Annotated in this window: 8 protein-coding genes and 5 rRNA genes; 8 read left to right on the forward strand and 5 right to left on the reverse strand. The window is 60.5% G+C overall.

What is annotated here, in order from left to right; genetic code table 11:
* Positions 1–353: 353 nt before the first annotated feature.
* Positions 354–3,490, forward strand: a 23S ribosomal RNA gene (locus AC1MCA_RS11455).
* Positions 3,491–3,739: 249 nt separating this feature from the next.
* Positions 3,740–3,856, forward strand: a 5S ribosomal RNA gene (gene rrf, locus AC1MCA_RS11460).
* Between the two features lie 323 nt (positions 3,857–4,179).
* Here the strand turns inward: rrf (AC1MCA_RS11460) and AC1MCA_RS11465 are convergent.
* Entirely contained in the window at positions 4,180–4,521 is a 342-nt protein-coding gene (locus AC1MCA_RS11465) for a YciI family protein (RefSeq protein WP_479797132.1), read from the reverse strand.
* Positions 4,522–4,885: 364 nt separating this feature from the next.
* A complete protein-coding gene (locus tag AC1MCA_RS11470) occupies positions 4,886–5,293 on the reverse strand; it encodes an SHOCT domain-containing protein (RefSeq protein ID WP_479797134.1) in 408 nt (135 codons plus the stop codon).
* Between the two features lie 954 nt (positions 5,294–6,247).
* Here AC1MCA_RS11470 and AC1MCA_RS11475 point away from each other — a divergent pair.
* The 6 genes from AC1MCA_RS11475 (at position 6,248) to AC1MCA_RS11500 (ending at position 16,945) form a co-directional block, all read left to right on the forward strand.
* Positions 6,248–7,770 (forward strand): 16S ribosomal RNA (locus AC1MCA_RS11475).
* Between the two features lie 543 nt (positions 7,771–8,313).
* A 23S ribosomal RNA gene (locus AC1MCA_RS11480) occupies positions 8,314–11,450 on the forward strand.
* A 249-nt stretch (positions 11,451–11,699) separates the two neighbouring features.
* A 5S ribosomal RNA gene (rrf, locus tag AC1MCA_RS11485) occupies positions 11,700–11,816 on the forward strand.
* The 16S, 23S and 5S rRNA genes sit together here, the layout of an rRNA operon.
* A 520-nt stretch (positions 11,817–12,336) precedes the next feature.
* Positions 12,337–12,624, forward strand: a complete 288-nt coding sequence (locus AC1MCA_RS11490) for an HU family DNA-binding protein (protein ID WP_056341443.1) — start codon at positions 12,337–12,339, stop codon at positions 12,622–12,624.
* Between the two features lie 164 nt (positions 12,625–12,788).
* The gene (locus tag AC1MCA_RS11495) at positions 12,789–14,930 is read left to right on the forward strand and encodes a bifunctional copper resistance protein CopD/cytochrome c oxidase assembly protein (RefSeq protein ID WP_479797137.1); all 2,142 of its coding nucleotides are present in this window, start codon (positions 12,789–12,791) and stop codon (positions 14,928–14,930) included.
* On the forward strand, positions 14,927–16,945 hold the full coding sequence (locus AC1MCA_RS11500; RefSeq protein WP_479797139.1) for an NHL domain-containing thioredoxin family protein: 2,019 nt from the start codon (positions 14,927–14,929) through the stop codon (positions 16,943–16,945). The genes AC1MCA_RS11495 and AC1MCA_RS11500 overlap by 4 nt, the downstream gene beginning before the upstream one ends.
* A gap of 21 nt (positions 16,946–16,966) precedes the next feature.
* Here the strand turns inward: AC1MCA_RS11500 and AC1MCA_RS11505 are convergent, their stop codons facing one another.
* The 3 genes from AC1MCA_RS11505 to AC1MCA_RS11515 form a co-directional block, all read right to left on the reverse strand.
* Positions 16,967–17,959 carry a hypothetical protein gene (locus tag AC1MCA_RS11505; protein ID WP_181365310.1) on the reverse strand — a complete coding sequence of 331 codons (993 nt, stop codon included), beginning with the start codon at positions 17,957–17,959 and terminating at the stop codon, positions 16,967–16,969.
* A 143-nt stretch (positions 17,960–18,102) separates the two neighbouring features.
* Positions 18,103–19,809 (reverse strand): helicase HerA-like domain-containing protein, encoded by a 1,707-nt coding sequence (locus tag AC1MCA_RS11510; protein WP_479797141.1) that lies wholly within the window; start codon positions 19,807–19,809, stop codon positions 18,103–18,105.
* 4 nt (positions 19,810–19,813) lie between these two features.
* On the reverse strand, positions 19,814–20,380 hold the full coding sequence (locus tag AC1MCA_RS11515) for a GNAT family N-acetyltransferase (RefSeq protein WP_479797143.1): 567 nt from the start codon (positions 20,378–20,380) through the stop codon (positions 19,814–19,816).
* Between the last annotated feature and the right edge of the window lie 3 nt (positions 20,381–20,383).

Here is a 20,383-nt window from a genome sequence, read left to right on the forward strand (position 1 = left end):
TGGAACGGTGGGGTGGGGAATGGGTGGTTTAGTGTTTGGCACACTGTTGGGTCCTGAGGCAACAGGGCCGGGTTCTTCCCTGATGGGGAGGGGTTCGGGTTTGTTTGTTTCTGGTTTCCTGGCTGCACCGATCATGCATGTTGGTCCCTTTGGGGGTTGTGTGTGGGGTGTGTGGTATGGGGTTGTTGTTTGAGAACTACATAGTGGACGCGAGCATCTTTTATAAGAAGCAATTTCCAAGAATATGAACCTGGATCTGTCCGGGCGTCTGTTGCTGTGGCCTTTGGGTTGTGGTGGTGGTGTCCGGGTGGTTTTCGTGGTTCTCTCGAAAATTAGTTTTTTTGATCTTTTGTGGTCAAGTTTTTAAGAGCACACGGTGGATGCCTTGGCATTAGGAGCCGAAGAAGGACGTAGGAATCTGCGATAAGCCTGGGGGAGTCGATAACCGGACTGTGATCCCAGGGTGTCCGAATGGGGAAACCCCGCCAGACGCGCGAGTGATCTGGTGACCCGCATCTGAACACATAGGGTGCGTGGAGGGAACGCGGGGAAGTGAAACATCTCAGTACCCGCAGGAAGAGAAAACAATAGTGATTCCGTTAGTAGTGGCGAGCGAACGCGGATCAGGCTAAACCGTTCCATGTGTGATAGCCGGCGGGCGTTGCATGGTCGGGGTTGTGGGACTTTCCGTACTGTCTCTGCCGGGACAGTGAGGTGTGATGTGCAGGCATAGGTGAACGGTCTTGAAAGGCCGGCCAGAGAGGGTGTGAGCCCCGTAACCGAAATGTTTTGTGCCGCCTGGAGAGTATCCCAAGTAGCACGGGGCCCGAGAAATCCCGTGCGAATCTGTCAGGACCACCTGATAAGCCTAAATACTCCCTAATGACCGATAGCGGACCAGTACCGTGAGGGAAAGGTGAAAAGTACCCCGGGAGGGGAGTGAAACAGTACCTGAAACCGTGTGCTTACAATCCGTCGGAGCAGCCTTTGTAGTTGTGACGGCGTGCCTTTTGAAGAATGAGCCTGCGAGTTAGTGTTACGTCGCGAGGTTAACCCGTGTGGGGAAGCCGTAGCGAAAGCGAGTCTGAATAGGGCGTTGCAGTGGCGTGATCTAGACCCGAAGCGAAGTGATCTACCCATGGCCAGGTTGAAGCGACGGTAAGACGTCGTGGAGGACCGAACCCACTTCAGTTGAAAATGGAGGGGATGAGCTGTGGGTAGGGGTGAAAGGCCAATCAAACTTCGTGATAGCTGGTTCTCCCCGAAATGCATTTAGGTGCAGCGTTGCGTGTTTCTTACCGGAGGTAGAGCTACTGGATGGCTAATGGGCCCTACAAGGTTACTGACGTCAGCCAAACTCCGAATGCCGGTAAGTGAGAGCGCAGCAGTGAGACTGTGGGGGATAAGCTTCATAGTCGAGAGGGAAACAGCCCAGACCACCAACTAAGGCCCCTAAGCGTGTGCTAAGTGGGAAAGGATGTGGAGTTGCGAAGACAACCAGGAGGTTGGCTTAGAAGCAGCCATCCTTAAAAGAGTGCGTAATAGCTCACTGGTCAAGTGATTCCGCGCCGACAATGTAGCGGGGCTCAAGTACACCGCCGAAGTTGTGGATTTCAGATAGTAGCCAAGCCGCCCACTTGTTGGGTTGGTTCAGGCGTCTGGAGTGGTAGGGGAGCGTCGTGTGGGCAGTGAAGTCGCGGTGTAAACCAGCGGTGGAGCCTACACGAGTGAGAATGCAGGCATGAGTAGCGAAAGACGGGTGAGAAACCCGTCCGCCGAATGATCAAGGGTTCCAGGGTCAAGCTAATCTGCCCTGGGTAAGTCGGGACCTAAGGCGAGGCCGACAGGCGTAGTCGATGGACAACGGGTTGATATTCCCGTACCGGCGAAAAACCGCCCATGCTGAACAGGGGATACTAACCGCCCGAGACCTGCCCGATCACCCTTGTGGTGTGAGGGTTTTGGTGGAGCGCGGGACCTGATCCTGGGAGGCAAGCGTATTAACAGGTGTGACGCAGGAAGGTAGCCAAGCCGGGCGATGGTTGTCCCGGTCTAAGGATGTAGGGCGAACGGTAGGCAAATCCGCCGTTCATGATGCCTGAGATCTGATGGGACCCCCGTTTGGGGGGATTTGGTGATCCTATGCTGCCGAGAAAAGCATCGACGCGAGGTTTTAGCCGCCCGTACCCCAAACCGACACAGGTGATCAGGTAGAGAATACTAAGGCGATCGAGAGAATTATGGTTAAGGAACTCGGCAAAATGCCCCCGTAACTTCGGGAGAAGGGGGGCCCCAACCTTGATGGACACTTGCTGTCCGGAGGGGATCGGGGCCGCAGAGACCAGGGGGAAGCGACTGTTTACTAAAAACACAGGTCCGTGCGAAGTCGCAAGACGATGTATACGGACTGACTCCTGCCCGGTGCTGGAAGGTTAAGAGGACCGGTTAGCCTCACGGCGAAGCTGAGAATTCAAGCCCCAGTAAACGGCGGTGGTAACTATAACCATCCTAAGGTAGCGAAATTCCTTGTCGGGTAAGTTCCGACCTGCACGAATGGAGTAACGACTTCCCCGCTGTCTCAACCATAAACTCGGCGAAATTGCAGTACGAGTAAAGATGCTCGTTACGCGCAGCAGGACGGAAAGACCCCGAGACCTTTACTATAGTTTGGTATTGGTGTTCGGAGTGGCTTGTGTAGGATAGGTGGGAGACGTTGAAGCCCGGACGCCAGTTCGGGTGGAGTCATCGTTGAAATACCACTCTGGTCACTTTGGACATCTAACTTCGGCCCGTAATCCGGGTCAGGGACAGTGCCTGATGGGTAGTTTAACTGGGGCGGTTGCCTCCTAAAAAGTAACGGAGGCGCCCAAAGGTTCCCTCAGCCTGGTTGGCAATCAGGTGTCGAGTGTAAGTGCACAAGGGAGCTTGACTGTGAGAGAGACATCTCGAGCAGGGACGAAAGTCGGGACTAGTGATCCGGCGGTACATTGTGGAATGGCCGTCGCTCAACGGATAAAAGGTACCTCGGGGATAACAGGCTGATCTTGCCCAAGAGTCCATATCGACGGCATGGTTTGGCACCTCGATGTCGGCTCGTCGCATCCTGGGGCTGGAGTAGGTCCCAAGGGTTGGGCTGTTCGCCCATTAAAGCGGTACGCGAGCTGGGTTTAGAACGTCGTGAGACAGTTCGGTCCCTATCCGCTGCGCGCGCAGGAAATTTGAGAAGGGCTGTCCTTAGTACGAGAGGACCGGGACGGACGAACCTCTGGTGTGTCAGTTGTACTGCCAAGTGCACCGCTGATTAGCTACGTTCGGATGGGATAACCGCTGAAAGCATCTAAGCGGGAAGCTCGCTTCGAGATGAGATTTCCATACACCTTGTGTGTGAGAGGCCCCCAGCCAGACCACTGGGTTGATAGGCCGGATGTGGAAGCGAGGACTAACGACTCGTGAAGCTGACCGGTACTAATAGGCCGATAACTTACACCACACACCACCCCGCAAACGGATTCAAAAGCGTTTGCACCACGGGGTCGGTAAAAAGATAAACAAGACTGCTTGCGTCCACTATGTGGTTCCCAACCAACAAACCCGTCACACGGTAAGTTGCACAGGAACCAACAACTGAATAACAACACCACAGCTCCAACCAAAAACTGGAGCACAGTTGTAACCACAAATTTTCCCAGCCCAAGCCAGGCCCAAACAAACAGGGCCCGGACGGGTGCGGAGCAAGGGTTACGGCGGTCATAGCGTGGGGGAAACGCCCGGTCCCATTCCGAACCCGGAAGCTAAGACCCACAGCGCCGATGGTACTGCACCCGGGAGGGTGTGGGAGAGTAGGTCACCGCCGGAACATCATTCAAGGCCAGGCCCCGACACACACGTGTCGGGGCCTGACCCATTTAAACAACACCACCCACACCACCCACGCCAGCCCCAAGCAACCGGGGAACCCTCTGGCAGTACCTGCACCGATTCTCCCAACGCCCAGGCAGCACCCGCACGAACCCAGGGAACCCTCTGGCACTAGCCGCACGATATCCGCAAACCCTCGCCAGTAGTCATGAAGCGTGATCACGCACAGGCACGCAGCGCCGGCTGCCGACAGCAAAGTAGCGTCGGCCAGCTCTAACGCCCTATTCGGCCCGCGACCGACTGTGGCGAAAGTTGCGCAGGTCAGCTGGCAGGGTCGTAGTGGAACTGCCGGAGTTCTTGGGGGCAGCGGCAGGCGATGGCGATTTTCGCGGCCCACTCAAGTGCCGCCTCCCACGAGGGCAGCTCGAGAATGGTGTAGCCGCCGTTGGGCACCTTGTGGCCTGGGTACGTGCCTTCCGTGACCGTACCGTCGCCGGTCACGCGCACCGGGTCCACGTCCTCATCGATCCCGCCGCCGAAGACGTACACGCCCGCCGCCTTGGCCTCCTCTATGACGGCATGCGATGCTTCAACCACGGACTCGAATTCCTCCGCGGGGACCACCATGGCCTCTCCCGGGAACGAAATCAGATATTTTGTCATTCGAGAACTCCTCTGCTCCGGCAGCGCCATCCATTCGCTACTGTCATCGGCACAGCGCTGGCGCCCAGCTCGATTATGGCTCCGGCGCACGTTATGTGGTCAAGGCGGGGGCGCCTCGATCGGCGCGAAGAACCTACTCGACGTCGGCGCCCTGGTGGCCGGCCGAAAGGTCACCGCGCCTGTTCTGGCCCTAGAGAAGCGAGCCGCCCGGGTGCCGGCATCCTTCGATGTGCCGTCACGTCCAACGGCCCAACCGACGCCATCAACGAATGAGTCAAAATACCCTCGCGGCTCCACCTGACGGGTTTACCTGGGGAATACCGGTCAGCTACCTCAGCGCCGGGTTGCCACAGGAGGCCAGGTGTCAGACATCGAGTAATCGGCGCTTGGCGGCCTCAAATTCCCCTCGGGAGAGTGCACCCTGCGAATAGAGGTCTGCAAGGATGGCAAGATCCGATGCTAAGGAATCTTTGCCCCTCACCCCACGGCTGGACCTGATCCGATGCCTGTTTGCCTGAACGGGGAAAGCTCGGTTCTTCCTGTTCTTGTCGAAGGCATACGTTATGAGGAGAATGACGCCGAGAACTGCTATTGCAATTCCCAGGGGGAGGGACAAATAGGAGGACGAAGCATTTCCTATGACCATGATGGCCACGCCGCCGATGATGAGGCCGAGTCCAGTCATCCAACGTGCCGTCTCACGGAGGGGAGGCCTCCTTCCAAACTCGAACAAATACCCGCCCGCCTCGTGGGGAACCGTGTGTTCGTTCATGGGATGAAGACTAGACCTGCGGCTGTTTATTGAACATCCCCGGCGTGTACTTCTGGGACGACACTGGTGCCGGTGGGCCCGTCCTCACCGCGCTGACGGCAGCGAACTGCAGGCTCGCCTCGTGGCCGGAGCCATGTGTGGCCGTCCGGCGGCGTGGGACTCGCGAACAACCTGCGCCGGACCCAGGTCCGGCGCGCATGTCAGGATGGGGTCCTGGAATCCCGGCATGGGAGTAATGATCGGCCTAGCCGCGCCGAAGGCGTCCTCGAAGTCCTTCTCCAGCCCGGCAAGGACGTGGAGTAGTGCATGTTCATCACCACCGACAACCATGCCCAATACGGATCATTCCAGCGATGGGCATGCGGGGCATGCGGGCGCGGATAGATGTGAGCCAGTGAACACAACGAGTATCCAGGGTGCGGCTGCCTCTGAGGCGGCCGTAGGGCCCCGGATTCCGTGTGTTTCCGGGGATTTGCCGAGTGCATGGCGTGGTGTGGGGGTGGATTTGCGGTGGGGGTTGGGTGGGTGTATTGTTTTCTAAGTCGCCGCGAGGGGAACAGCGAAGAGCTGGTTACCGCGGGCGGCCAAACCCCCTAATTCAAGTCCAGATTCTGGTGGCTCGTTTGAGTGCCTGGATGTGGTGGGGGTTCGGGTTTCTTGCTGGTGTTGGTCCTGGGATATGGATTTGCATCGGGGCGGGAGTTCGGGTAAGTTTGAAAAGTTGCTCCGGAGCGATCCACGGCTGAGTTGTTGTGGTGGTGCCGGGTGTGTCTGTTGTTTGAGAACTCAATAGTGTGCCAAGTTTGTTGATACCAATTGTTTTATTGATTGGTTGTTTTGGCCAGGCCTGTCCATCCCGTGGATGGTGTTTGGTTTTTACAGCTGGTTTCAAATTTTGCAGCCGTTTTGTCCCGTTTTCCCGGGGCTGGTGGTTGTGTTCGTTTTTGTTTTACTTCAACGGAGAGTTTGATCCTGGCTCAGGATGAACGCTGGCGGCGTGCTTAACACATGCAAGTCGAACGATGAAGCCAGCTTGCTGGTGGATTAGTGGCGAACGGGTGAGTAACACGTGAGTAACCTGCCCTTAACTCTGGGATAAGCCTGGGAAACTGGGTCTAATACCGGATATGACTCCTCATCGCATGGTGGGGGGTGGAAAGCTTTTTGTGGTTTTGGATGGACTCGCGGCCTATCAGCTTGTTGGTGAGGTAATGGCTCACCAAGGCGACGACGGGTAGCCGGCCTGAGAGGGTGACCGGCCACACTGGGACTGAGACACGGCCCAGACTCCTACGGGAGGCAGCAGTGGGGAATATTGCACAATGGGCGCAAGCCTGATGCAGCGACGCCGCGTGAGGGATGACGGCCTTCGGGTTGTAAACCTCTTTCAGTAGGGAAGAAGCGAAAGTGACGGTACCTGCAGAAGAAGCGCCGGCTAACTACGTGCCAGCAGCCGCGGTAATACGTAGGGCGCAAGCGTTATCCGGAATTATTGGGCGTAAAGAGCTCGTAGGCGGTTTGTCGCGTCTGCCGTGAAAGTCCGGGGCTCAACTCCGGATCTGCGGTGGGTACGGGCAGACTAGAGTGATGTAGGGGAGACTGGAATTCCTGGTGTAGCGGTGAAATGCGCAGATATCAGGAGGAACACCGATGGCGAAGGCAGGTCTCTGGGCATTAACTGACGCTGAGGAGCGAAAGCATGGGGAGCGAACAGGATTAGATACCCTGGTAGTCCATGCCGTAAACGTTGGGCACTAGGTGTGGGGGACATTCCACGTTTTCCGCGCCGTAGCTAACGCATTAAGTGCCCCGCCTGGGGAGTACGGCCGCAAGGCTAAAACTCAAAGGAATTGACGGGGGCCCGCACAAGCGGCGGAGCATGCGGATTAATTCGATGCAACGCGAAGAACCTTACCAAGGCTTGACATGGACTGGAAATACCTGGAAACAGGTGCCCCGCTTGCGGTCGGTTCACAGGTGGTGCATGGTTGTCGTCAGCTCGTGTCGTGAGATGTTGGGTTAAGTCCCGCAACGAGCGCAACCCTCGTTCTATGTTGCCAGCGCGTTATGGCGGGGACTCATAGGAGACTGCCGGGGTCAACTCGGAGGAAGGTGGGGACGACGTCAAATCATCATGCCCCTTATGTCTTGGGCTTCACGCATGCTACAATGGCCGGTACAAAGGGTTGCGATACTGTGAGGTGGAGCTAATCCCAAAAAGCCGGTCTCAGTTCGGATTGGGGTCTGCAACTCGACCCCATGAAGTCGGAGTCGCTAGTAATCGCAGATCAGCAACGCTGCGGTGAATACGTTCCCGGGCCTTGTACACACCGCCCGTCAAGTCACGAAAGTTGGTAACACCCGAAGCCGGTGGCCTAACCCCTTGTGGGAGGGAGCTGTCGAAGGTGGGACTGGCGATTGGGACTAAGTCGTAACAAGGTAGCCGTACCGGAAGGTGCGGCTGGATCACCTCCTTTCTAAGGAGCACCTACAACCATCCTGCCGGATGTATGTCCGTGTGGTGGGGTTGTCAGGAGTATATGCCCGTTGCGCAGACGATTGTTCTGCGGCGGGTGCTCAAGGGTGGAATATCAACAAGTAGCGGCCGCGTGTTTTTTGTCCCGTCCAGTACGGATGTCCTGTTGTGGTTTACCACGGCCGGTGTCCTGGAACGGTGGGGTGGGGAATGGGTGGTTTAGTGTTTGGCACACTGTTGGGTCCTGAGGCAACAGGGCCGGGTTCTTCCCTGATGGGGAGGGGTTCGGGTTTGTTTGTTTCTGGTTTCCTGGCTGCACCGATCATGCATGTTGGTCCCTTTGGGGGTTGTGTGTGGGGTGTGTGGTATGGGGTTGTTGTTTGAGAACTACATAGTGGACGCGAGCATCTTTTATAAGAAGCAATTTCCAAGAATATGAACCTGGATCTGTCCGGGCGTCTGTTGCTGTGGCCTTTGGGTTGTGGTGGTGGTGTCCGGGTGGTTTTCGTGGTTCTCTCGAAAATTAGTTTTTTTGATCTTTTGTGGTCAAGTTTTTAAGAGCACACGGTGGATGCCTTGGCATTAGGAGCCGAAGAAGGACGTAGGAATCTGCGATAAGCCTGGGGGAGTCGATAACCGGACTGTGATCCCAGGGTGTCCGAATGGGGAAACCCCGCCAGACGCGCGAGTGATCTGGTGACCCGCATCTGAACACATAGGGTGCGTGGAGGGAACGCGGGGAAGTGAAACATCTCAGTACCCGCAGGAAGAGAAAACAATAGTGATTCCGTTAGTAGTGGCGAGCGAACGCGGATCAGGCTAAACCGTTCCATGTGTGATAGCCGGCGGGCGTTGCATGGTCGGGGTTGTGGGACTTTCCGTACTGTCTCTGCCGGGACAGTGAGGTGTGATGTGCAGGCATAGGTGAACGGTCTTGAAAGGCCGGCCAGAGAGGGTGTGAGCCCCGTAACCGAAATGTTTTGTGCCGCCTGGAGAGTATCCCAAGTAGCACGGGGCCCGAGAAATCCCGTGCGAATCTGTCAGGACCACCTGATAAGCCTAAATACTCCCTAATGACCGATAGCGGACCAGTACCGTGAGGGAAAGGTGAAAAGTACCCCGGGAGGGGAGTGAAACAGTACCTGAAACCGTGTGCTTACAATCCGTCGGAGCAGCCTTTGTAGTTGTGACGGCGTGCCTTTTGAAGAATGAGCCTGCGAGTTAGTGTTACGTCGCGAGGTTAACCCGTGTGGGGAAGCCGTAGCGAAAGCGAGTCTGAATAGGGCGTTGCAGTGGCGTGATCTAGACCCGAAGCGAAGTGATCTACCCATGGCCAGGTTGAAGCGACGGTAAGACGTCGTGGAGGACCGAACCCACTTCAGTTGAAAATGGAGGGGATGAGCTGTGGGTAGGGGTGAAAGGCCAATCAAACTTCGTGATAGCTGGTTCTCCCCGAAATGCATTTAGGTGCAGCGTTGCGTGTTTCTTACCGGAGGTAGAGCTACTGGATGGCTAATGGGCCCTACAAGGTTACTGACGTCAGCCAAACTCCGAATGCCGGTAAGTGAGAGCGCAGCAGTGAGACTGTGGGGGATAAGCTTCATAGTCGAGAGGGAAACAGCCCAGACCACCAACTAAGGCCCCTAAGCGTGTGCTAAGTGGGAAAGGATGTGGAGTTGCGAAGACAACCAGGAGGTTGGCTTAGAAGCAGCCATCCTTAAAAGAGTGCGTAATAGCTCACTGGTCAAGTGATTCCGCGCCGACAATGTAGCGGGGCTCAAGTACACCGCCGAAGTTGTGGATTTCAGATAGTAGCCAAGCCGCCCACTTGTTGGGTTGGTTCAGGCGTCTGGAGTGGTAGGGGAGCGTCGTGTGGGCAGTGAAGTCGCGGTGTAAACCAGCGGTGGAGCCTACACGAGTGAGAATGCAGGCATGAGTAGCGAAAGACGGGTGAGAAACCCGTCCGCCGAATGATCAAGGGTTCCAGGGTCAAGCTAATCTGCCCTGGGTAAGTCGGGACCTAAGGCGAGGCCGACAGGCGTAGTCGATGGACAACGGGTTGATATTCCCGTACCGGCGAAAAACCGCCCATGCTGAACAGGGGATACTAACCGCCCGAGACCTGCCCGATCACCCTTGTGGTGTGAGGGTTTTGGTGGAGCGCGGGACCTGATCCTGGGAGGCAAGCGTATTAACAGGTGTGACGCAGGAAGGTAGCCAAGCCGGGCGATGGTTGTCCCGGTCTAAGGATGTAGGGCGAACGGTAGGCAAATCCGCCGTTCATGATGCCTGAGATCTGATGGGACCCCCGTTTGGGGGGATTTGGTGATCCTATGCTGCCGAGAAAAGCATCGACGCGAGGTTTTAGCCGCCCGTACCCCAAACCGACACAGGTGATCAGGTAGAGAATACTAAGGCGATCGAGAGAATTATGGTTAAGGAACTCGGCAAAATGCCCCCGTAACTTCGGGAGAAGGGGGGCCCCAACCTTGATGGACACTTGCTGTCCGGAGGGGATCGGGGCCGCAGAGACCAGGGGGAAGCGACTGTTTACTAAAAACACAGGTCCGTGCGAAGTCGCAAGACGATGTATACGGACTGACTCCTGCCCGGTGCTGGAAGGTTAAGAGGACCGGTTAGCCTCACGGCGAAGCTGAGAATTCAAGCCCCAGTAAACGGCGGTGGTAACTATAACCATCCTAAGGTAGCGAAATTCCTTGTCGGGTAAGTTCCGACCTGCACGAATGGAGTAACGACTTCCCCGCTGTCTCAACCATAAACTCGGCGAAATTGCAGTACGAGTAAAGATGCTCGTTACGCGCAGCAGGACGGAAAGACCCCGAGACCTTTACTATAGTTTGGTATTGGTGTTCGGAGTGGCTTGTGTAGGATAGGTGGGAGACGTTGAAGCCCGGACGCCAGTTCGGGTGGAGTCATCGTTGAAATACCACTCTGGTCACTTTGGACATCTAACTTCGGCCCGTAATCCGGGTCAGGGACAGTGCCTGATGGGTAGTTTAACTGGGGCGGTTGCCTCCTAAAAAGTAACGGAGGCGCCCAAAGGTTCCCTCAGCCTGGTTGGCAATCAGGTGTCGAGTGTAAGTGCACAAGGGAGCTTGACTGTGAGAGAGACATCTCGAGCAGGGACGAAAGTCGGGACTAGTGATCCGGCGGTACATTGTGGAATGGCCGTCGCTCAACGGATAAAAGGTACCTCGGGGATAACAGGCTGATCTTGCCCAAGAGTCCATATCGACGGCATGGTTTGGCACCTCGATGTCGGCTCGTCGCATCCTGGGGCTGGAGTAGGTCCCAAGGGTTGGGCTGTTCGCCCATTAAAGCGGTACGCGAGCTGGGTTTAGAACGTCGTGAGACAGTTCGGTCCCTATCCGCTGCGCGCGCAGGAAATTTGAGAAGGGCTGTCCTTAGTACGAGAGGACCGGGACGGACGAACCTCTGGTGTGTCAGTTGTACTGCCAAGTGCACCGCTGATTAGCTACGTTCGGATGGGATAACCGCTGAAAGCATCTAAGCGGGAAGCTCGCTTCGAGATGAGATTTCCATACACCTTGTGTGTGAGAGGCCCCCAGCCAGACCACTGGGTTGATAGGCCGGATGTGGAAGCGAGGACTAACGACTCGTGAAGCTGACCGGTACTAATAGGCCGATAACTTACACCACACACCACCCCGCAAACGGATTCAAAAGCGTTTGCACCACGGGGTCGGTAAAAAGATAAACAAGACTGCTTGCGTCCACTATGTGGTTCCCAACCAACAAACCCGTCACACGGTAAGTTGCACAGGAACCAACAACTGAATAACAACACCACAGCTCCAACCAAAAACTGGAGCACAGTTGTAACCACAAATTTTCCCACCCCAAGCCAGGCCCAAACAAACAGGGCCCGGACGGGTGCGGAGCAAGGGTTACGGCGGTCATAGCGTGGGGGAAACGCCCGGTCCCATTCCGAACCCGGAAGCTAAGACCCACAGCGCCGATGGTACTGCACCCGGGAGGGTGTGGGAGAGTAGGTCACCGCCGGAACATCATTCAAGGCCAGGCCCCGACACACACGTGTCGGGGCCTGACCCATTTAAACAACACCCACCACACCACCACACACGGTGGGCGCCCCGGCCCAGGCCACACACCGACCCCGGCCCACCCACCACTCCCGGGCCCACGCACCCGGGCCACGTACCGCCGTCGGACCTTACCAAGAACTTTCCCCGAAGGTCGCTGATGACCAGACAGAGCGTTCCTTCAGATGGTGCAGGAAGTGAGAGAGCGTCCGCCCAAACGGTGCAGCAACTGCCAGAGCGTCCCCCTAAACGGTGCAGCAACTGCCAGAGCGTTCCTTGAAACGGTGCAGGAAGTGAGAGAGCGTCCGCTCTGGGCGCAATTCCCCTCAGAATCCCCTAAAAACCCGTGATTTAAGTCAAAAAGTCGCGGAAACACGCGGAATTTGCGGACCTCACGGGCGCAAGCTGGTAAGTTTTCGAACAGTGGCTTGCACGCATGCCGCGTTCAGGCTCCAGAATCGTGACCGTCCAGGAGGACATCAATGGCTAAGAACCGTAGTGAACTTGTTTCAGAGGTAGCAGGCAAGGCCGGCACCAGCCAGGCAGCCGTCAACTCCGTCCTCGATGCACTGTTCGAGGTTTTCGAGACTTCCGTCGCCGCCGGCGAGAAGATCACCATCCCGGGCTGGCTCGCAGTTGAGCGCACCGACCGTGCAGCTCGCACCGGCCGCAACCCGCAGACGGGCGAGACCATCCAGATCGCAGCCGGCCACAGCGTCAAGCTGACCGCAGGCTCCAAGCTGAAGGCTGCTGTCGCCAAGAAGAAGTAGTCTTCTTCGGCAACATGAGTGGAGCGGTGACCATGTGGTCGCCGCTCCACTGCTTTAACCCGAAGTGTCCTGTACCGCTTCGTCCCCTGAGTGGCTGCGCCGCCTGAGCCCGGTTGCCCTTCAGCCGATTCGCCGCGTGGGCGCCGGTAGCGGACAATGGATAGGTGCCTTCCGCAGCAAAGTCCCGTCCCACAGCACCACAGCCTGCCCCTCAGCAGAACGGCGCTGGCACCCTGGGGATTTCCCGGCCGTGGCAGTTGGCGGGACTCGCAGCACTGTTGGTTAGCCTGGCAGTTGCTCTCCTGTTTTCCGGTGCAGCAGCAACGCGTGAAGTATCAGACCCCGGAGCACTGGCCCGTTGGGGACTCCCGGTCAGCAAGGCCATCCACAACGTTTCCCTGGCCACCGTCATCGGCGGACTGATATTCGCCGTCGGAATCCTGCCCAGGACGTCGGGCCCACGCTCCAGGCATCACGACGGCGAGGCCCCGGAACACCCCGCCTTCGCCCGGGCCCTGGCGATTGCCGCCGCCGCGGGTGCCGTGTGGACGCTTTCCGCCATCGCAGTGCTGGTCCTTACGTATTCGGACGTGGCGGGGCAGGGGCTGTCCGGGGACGCCGAGTTCACCCGCGCCCTGGTGTACTTCATGACGGACATCGAGACCGGCAGGGCATGGCTCACCGTCACCATCATCGCCGCCGTAGTGACCACGGCATTGTTCGGTGTAAGGTCCCTGGGTGGCCTCGCGCTCACGCTGATCCTGACTCTGGTTGGCCTGGTGCCCGCAGCACTGATCGGCCACTCGTCCAGCTCCTCGGACCACGAAGGAGCCATCAACTCCCTGGGCCTTCACCTGGTGGGCGTGAGCACCTGGGTTGGCGGCATCATCCTGCTGGCACTCCTGTCCGGGATCCTGACGGGTACAAAGGCGGGATCCGCCGCGGACATCACCGAATCCACACTGCGGCGTTTCTCCGCCCTCGCCGGCTTCGCATTCGTCCTGGTTTTCGCCTCGGGAGTGATCAACGCCAGCATCCGGGTTACCAACTGGGGCGACCTCTTCGGCTCGGCCTACGGCCAGCTGATCCTCGTGAAGTCGGCGGCCACCCTGTTCCTCGGCGGGATCGGCTTTATGCACCGGCAGTGGGTCATCCCCCAGCTTGGCCGCACGGGTTCTGCGTTTTCATCGCGCCGGGTCCTCTGGCAGCTGGTCCTCGTGGAACTTCTCGTGATGGGAGCCACCTCTGGAGTCGCCGTTGCCTTGAGCCGCTCGGCCCCGCCGGAGCCCACCAGCTTCGCCCCCGACGCCTCGCCGGCGTTCATCCTCTCCGGCTACGAGCTTCCTCCGGAACTGACCCCTGAGCGCTGGCTCACGGAGTGGCGCCTCGACTGGCTCTGGATCGCCGTGGTCATCTTCGGCCTGGTGGCGTACATCCTCGGCGTGGCCAAGGTCCGCCGCCGCGGCGACAAATGGCAGTGGTTCCGCACCGTGAACTGGGTGATCGGCCTGGCGGTGCTGACGTACATCACGTCCGGACCGCCCGCCGTTTACGGCCGGATCCTCTTCTCGGCGCACATGGTGGACCACATGGCGCTGACCATGGTGGCCCCCATCTTCCTGGTACTCGGCGCACCGGTGACACTGGCGCTCCGTGCCCTGCCGGCCAGGAACGACGGTTCACGCGGCGTGCGCGAATGGCTGCTCATATTCATCCACTCCAAGTTCTCGCAGCTGGTGACCCATCCCATCTTCGCGGCCGCCAACTTCGCAGGCTCCATCGTGCTGTTCTACTACTCAGAGGCGTTCGGGTTTGCGATGCGCGAACACGTGGGCCATGAGCTGATGATCCTGCACTTCGCCCTCACCGGCTACATCTTCATCCTGACCATGATCGGTACGGACCCGCTGCCCCGCCGGGCGCCGTACCCCATGCGCCTGCTGCTCCTGCTGGCCACCATGGGCTTCCACGCGTTCTTCGGCGTGTCCATCATGGGCGGCACCAACCTCCTTGCCGCGGACTACTTCGGCAACCTCGGCCGGGCCTGGGGACCGTCCGCGCTCCTGGACCAGCAGATGGGCGGCGCAGTGGCCTGGGGCATCGGTGAGGTGCCCACACTCCTGGTGGCAATCGGCGTCGCCATCATGTGGTCCCGCTCCGATGCGCGCGAGACCAAGCGGGTGGACCGCGCGGCGGACAGGAATAACGACGCCGATCTGACTGCTTACAACGATATGTTTGCCAAATTGGCTGAACGCGATGCCAAGCTGGCTGAACGCAATCCAAAGCTGGAAGGACGCTCATGAGCGAAACCGTACGCACGCAACACCGGGTCCGCGCCTCCGAACTGGTGGGCCGCAACTGGCTCAATACCGGCGGCAAATCGCTGGACCTGGAGGCCCTGCGCGGCAAGATTGTTTTGCTCGACTTCTGGACCTTCTGCTGCATCAACTGCCTTCACGTCCTGGACGAACTGCGCCCCCTCGAGGAGAAGTTCTCCGACGTCCTGGTGACCGTGGGAGTCCACTCGCCCAAGTTCGAGCACGAAGCCGATCCCGTTGCCCTGGCGGCTGCAGTGGAGCGCTACGAGATCCACCACCCCGTGCTGGACGATCCCGAGCTGGACACGTGGAAGGCCTACACAGCCCGCGCGTGGCCCACCCTGGTGGTCATCGACCCCGAGGGCTACATCGTGGCCCACCTCTCCGGTGAAGGCCACGCCGACGGCCTGGCCGTGCTCATCCCGGAACTTATCGCCGAGCACGAGGCCAAGGGGACGCTGCACCGCGGCTCCGGCCCGTACGTCGCCCCGGAAGCCACCTCCGGCACGCTGCGGTTCCCCGGCAAGGCTTTGTTCCTGCCGGCAGGCCGCGGCACCGCCACTAACGGAACGTCCGACGACGGCGCCTCCGTTGATGCCGCAGCCACCCGGGGCTCGTGGCTGGTTACCGACACCGGCCACCACCGGGTCGTGGAACTGGGCACCGACTTCCACACCGTGCTGGCGACGTTCGGCTCGGGCACCAAAGGACATGCGGATGGCCCCGCCGCCGCCGTTGACTCCATCAAGCCGACCGCACAGTTCAACGAACCGCAGGGCCTGGCACTGCTCCCGGAAGACATGGCAGCAAAGACGGGGTACGACGTCGTGATCGCCGACTCCGTCAACCACCGCCTCCGCGGACTGTCCCTGGCGGACGGGACAGTCACCACCCTCGTCGGAAGCGGCGTGCAGCGCCTGCTCGAAACCGGGCCGGCGCGCGTGGACGAGGACGCGGCCGGGTTCACGGGGAAGCTCAGTGAGCACCCGCTGGAGGTTTCGCTCAGCTCGCCGTGGGACGTTGTCTGGTCCTCCAAGCTCAACGCGGTGGTCATTGCCATGGCCGGCACCCACCAGATCTTCAGCTTCGATCCCCTCACGGGCGCCGTGGCGATCGTTGCCGGCAACGGACTGGAAGGCCTGCAGGACGGCCCCGCCCACGAGGCCTGGTTCGCCCAGCCTTCCGGCCTGGCCGAGGACGCTGACGGCAACATCTGGGTGGCCGACTCGGAGACCTCTGCGCTCCGCAAGCTCGCCATCGGCGACGACGGTACGGTCACCGTGGAATCCGCCGTGGGCAAGGGCCTGTTCGATTTCGGCTTCCGTGACGGCGCCGCCTCCGACGCCCGCCTGCAGCATCCGCTGGGCGTCACCGTGCTGCCCGACGGCTCGGTAGCCATTGCCGACACCTACAACGGCGCCGTCCGCCGCTACGATCCCGCCACCAAGGCAGTATCCACGCTCGCGCGGGGACTGGCTGAGCCGTCGGACGTCATTGTGGACCACACCCAGGCTGCGGGCGCCGAGCCGCTGCTGATTGTGGTGGAGGCCAACAAGCACCAGCTCGTGTACGTGCCCATCCCCAAGGAAGCGCAGCAGGTGGACGAGGGAGCGGCCCAGACCCACCGGCCCAAGAGCCCGATTGCCCCCGGCCTGCTGGAACTGACGGTCCGTTTCACCGCACCCACAGGCCAGAAGCTGGACGACCGCTGGGGCGATCCCACCCAGCTGAAGATCTCCTCCACGCCGCACGAGCTTCTCGTGGCCGGCGGAGGGACCTCCGTTGGGCTGCTCCGCACTCTGGAGCTCGCCTCGGACATCCCGGAGGGCGTTCTGCACATCACCGCCCGCGCCGCTGCCTGCGACGGCCCGGAGACCGAGGACGGCGAGATCCCGGACCACGCCGCCTGCCACCTCTACCAGCAGGACTGGGGCATCCCCGTGCTCATGACCAACGACGGCGACACCGAGCTGGTGCTGGACCTGCGCGGAATGGACTGACCACCTCGGCCGAACGCGGCGCTAGTAGCTCAGCAGCGGGGTCACCTTGATGGTGTCGCCGGCGACGTCCAGGCGGGTAGTGAAGCTGAAGTCCACCTCTTCGTTGAGCGGGAACCAGGCGCCCGTGAAGGAACTCTGCTGGACGGCTTCCACCTTGGCCTTGCCGTCGAGGGGGGCCACCACCCAGCGGCCGTCGAACGGCTCAATGGAGATCGAGGGGTACTCCGTGATGCTCCACTTGATGGTGCCGTCGTCCACATTGTTGGTGCTGGCGAAGTAGAAGGGGCAGTCCGGTTGCAGCTTTTGCTGTTTGACAGCCTCGGCAGCGCAGGCATCGAGGAACTCGTTCACTTTCGCGCCGACGTCCTTCCGCAGTTGCTCGGTGGCCTCGGTCAGCAGGTTCAGCGGGGCAGCCGGGACGTCGCGGGAGGTAACGGTGGCGCGGGTGGCCGGGGCAGCAAAATATTCACCGTTCAGGGACGCTTCATATTCACCCGGGTAGAACACCGCAAACGAATTCCGGCCGCCGGGCATGTTCACCGGAACGCCGTTAAGGTTGGCTTCGCTGGCGTTCACTACGGTGGCACTGACCGTGGGCAGTTGTGATGGAACAAACGCCCACGTGCTGAAGAACAGCCATTCGGTGCCGGTCTTCTCCAAGATGAACTCGGTGCGGAGCCGGCTGCCGTCGATCGTATATTGGACCGGCACCATCACCTGGTTCGCCGCCCGTTCTTCCGGGTCCCCGATGGTCACATTCGCCAGCCGGGAGGCGGCCGTCTGCAGGGCAGTTCCGTCCAGCATTGCCGCGTTAGCGGGAGGTACGGTGGCCCGCAGGAGGCCCAGCGCCTTGCCGCCGTCACCCGCGCCCAGGGCGTCCAGATACTCCCGGACGGGCTGCTGGGGACTCGCCACGGTATTGTTCACCACGTTGATGCCAAGGATGGCGGCAGCCACAGCAAGCATGAGGCCAAGCAGCCACCCGGCCGCTATCCTCACCAACGCTTGACTCATCTGCATTTCCCTTACGTTACCTGCAAGCCCGCGGAACACAGGTGTAGCCGCCGTCCCGCTGGGTGGCGTGCGGCGGTCCTGGCGGCGGCTTTCCTGACGGCCGACGGCGGGCGGCCAGGGCCTGGAGCGTCGTACGGATCAGCCTACCGGCGGCGCCGGGACGAGGTGCCGAACACTCCACGGAGCAGTTCCCGGCCGAGTTGGGTGCCCATGGAACGGGCCATGCTTTTGAGGCCGCCGCCCAAGGCCCCACCCAGTGCTCCGGCCAGATCGCCCATCATCCCGCCACCTGCCGGGGCCGCGGGTTCGGGTGCCTGCCGCCGGGGTGCACGCCCGGTCGGTTCAGCTTGGGTGGCGCGGTCCGGCGCAGGCGCCGGACGGCTGCTGGGCCGGCCCAGGATTTCCTCTTCGATCCGGCGGGCCTCGGCATCGACGTCGGCCTGGCCGCGTCCCGGAACCGGGGGCTCGCCGGACGCGGCGTCGCCGGTGGGGGCTGCGGCCTTGCCGTTGAGCTTCTCGTACGCGGAGACGTTGTCCACCGCCGTGCCGTATTTGGCGAGCAGCGCGGAGCCGGCCACCGTGCTCTTGATGAGTTTGTCCGTGCTGGGGCCCATGACGGATTCGGGGGCGCGGAGCCGGGTGAGGGCCACCGGCGTGGGCGCGCCTTTCTCGTTCATGACGGTGATGACTGCCTCGCCGATCCCGGCGGATGTCAGGGTTTCTTCAAGGTCGTAGTCACTGACCGGGAACGTGGACACGGTGGCCTTCAGGGCCTTGGCGTCCTCCGGGGTGAAGGCGCGCAGCGCGTGCTGGATGCGGTTGGCCAGCTGGCCCAGAACATCCGCGGGAACATCCTTGGGGGTCTGTGTCACGAAGAAGATCCCCACGCCCTTGGACCGGATCAGCCGGACTGTGGTGGTGATGGCATCGAGGAAGGCCTTGGAAGCGCCGTTGAACAGCAGGTGGGCCTCATCCAGGAAGAACACGAGCTTGGGCTTGTCCAGATCGCCGGCCTCGGGGAGGTCTTCGAAGAGGTCGGCCAGCAGCCACATCAGGAAGGTGGAGAACAGCATCGGCTTGGTCTGCAGCGTGGGGAGTTCCAGGCAGGTGACAACGCCGCGCCCGTCCGGGGCTGTGCGGAGCAGCTCCGCGGTATCGAATTCCGGTTCGCCGAAGAACTTTTCCAGCCCCTGGGCTTCCAGATTGATCAGTTCGCGCAGGATGACGCCGGCGGTGGCCTTGGAGAGCCCGCCCAGCTCCTCCAGTTCGTCCTTGCCTTCGGCCGAGGTGAGGAACGAGATGACGGCGCGGAGGTCCTTGAGGTCAACGAGTTCGAGGTTCTTCTTGTCTGCGAAGTGGAAGATCAGCTGGAGGCTGGATTCCTGGGTGTCGTTGAGCTCCATCACGCGGGAGAGCAGGATAGGGCCGAAAGAGGTGATGGTGGCCCGCACGGGGATGCCGTTGCCATCGCCACCCAGGGCAAGGAACTCCACCGGGAAGGTCTTGCCGGCCCACGCCTGGCCGATGCCGTCAGTGCGTGCAGTGAGTTTCCCGCTTCCCGTGGCCGCCGTGGCCAGGCCGGAGAGATCGCCTTTGATGTCCGCCAGGAAAACAGGAACGCCGGCGGTGGACAGCTGCTCAGCCATCATGTGCAGGGTTACGGTCTTGCCGGTGCCGGTGGCGCCGGCCACCAGGCCGTGGCGGTTCATCATGGCAAGCGGCAGCCGGACCTGGGCTTCCTTGTGGAGTTCGCCGTCCACAATGGCGGCACCCAGCTCGATGGTGGCACCTTCCAGGGTGTAGCCCTTCTGGATGGTGGCGAGTTTCTCTGCAGTGGATTTGTTGGCCATGCGGCTAGCTTAGCCGGGGCGCCGGAAGATCCTTCGTGAAAGCGAGCGACCTAACCACTTCCGGATCCTCGTTGAGGTCGAACTGCGGCTCGTACCCGGAGGTGAGGTACAGGTATTTGGCTTCGGGTTGCCGGGGGCCGGTGGTCAGGTAGACGCGGGTGTAGCCGCGGCGGGCGGCCAGGGCTTCCAGTTCGGCCAGCACCAGCCGGGCCAGCCCCCGACGGCGGTGGGCGGAGTGGGTCCAGATCCGCTTGAATTCTGCCGTCCCCGGCCCGTAGTGCCGGAACGCGCCGCCTGCAACGGAGGTCCCGTTCTCCTGGACCACCAGCAGCGCTCCGCCGGGTCCCTCGAACTCCGACGCCGGGTACCGGTTGAGCTCGTCGGCGGCGGCGCCGCGGCCAAAGAGATCGCCGTAGCTGGAGTCGTATTCCACAGCGAGCTCGTCCAGGAGCGGCCGTACCCGGTGATCGTGCATGGGCAGATCCAGCACGGTCAGCGCCGCAGCATCGAGGGCCGCCGGGGCCGCTTCAGGGATGCGACAGGCACCGGGAGTAAAGGTTTCGACGTCCATGCT

This window comes from Arthrobacter sp. BK1 (assembly GCF_056680055.1).

Coding starts and splice junctions, on each gene's coding strand:
- AC1MCA_RS11465 (WP_479797132.1), bottom strand. CDS start 4,521: ATGACAAAATATCTGATTTCGTTCCCGGGAGAGGCCATGGTGGTCCCC.
- AC1MCA_RS11470 (WP_479797134.1), bottom strand. CDS start 5,293: ATGAACGAACACACGGTTCCCCACGAGGCGGGCGGGTATTTGTTCGAG.
- AC1MCA_RS11490 (WP_056341443.1), top strand. CDS start 12,337: ATGGCTAAGAACCGTAGTGAACTTGTTTCAGAGGTAGCAGGCAAGGCC.
- AC1MCA_RS11500 (WP_479797139.1), top strand. CDS start 14,927: ATGAGCGAAACCGTACGCACGCAACACCGGGTCCGCGCCTCCGAACTG.
- AC1MCA_RS11505 (WP_181365310.1), bottom strand. CDS start 17,959: ATGAGTCAAGCGTTGGTGAGGATAGCGGCCGGGTGGCTGCTTGGCCTC.
- AC1MCA_RS11510 (WP_479797141.1), bottom strand. CDS start 19,809: ATGGCCAACAAATCCACTGCAGAGAAACTCGCCACCATCCAGAAGGGC.
- AC1MCA_RS11515 (WP_479797143.1), bottom strand. CDS start 20,380: ATGGACGTCGAAACCTTTACTCCCGGTGCCTGTCGCATCCCTGAAGCG.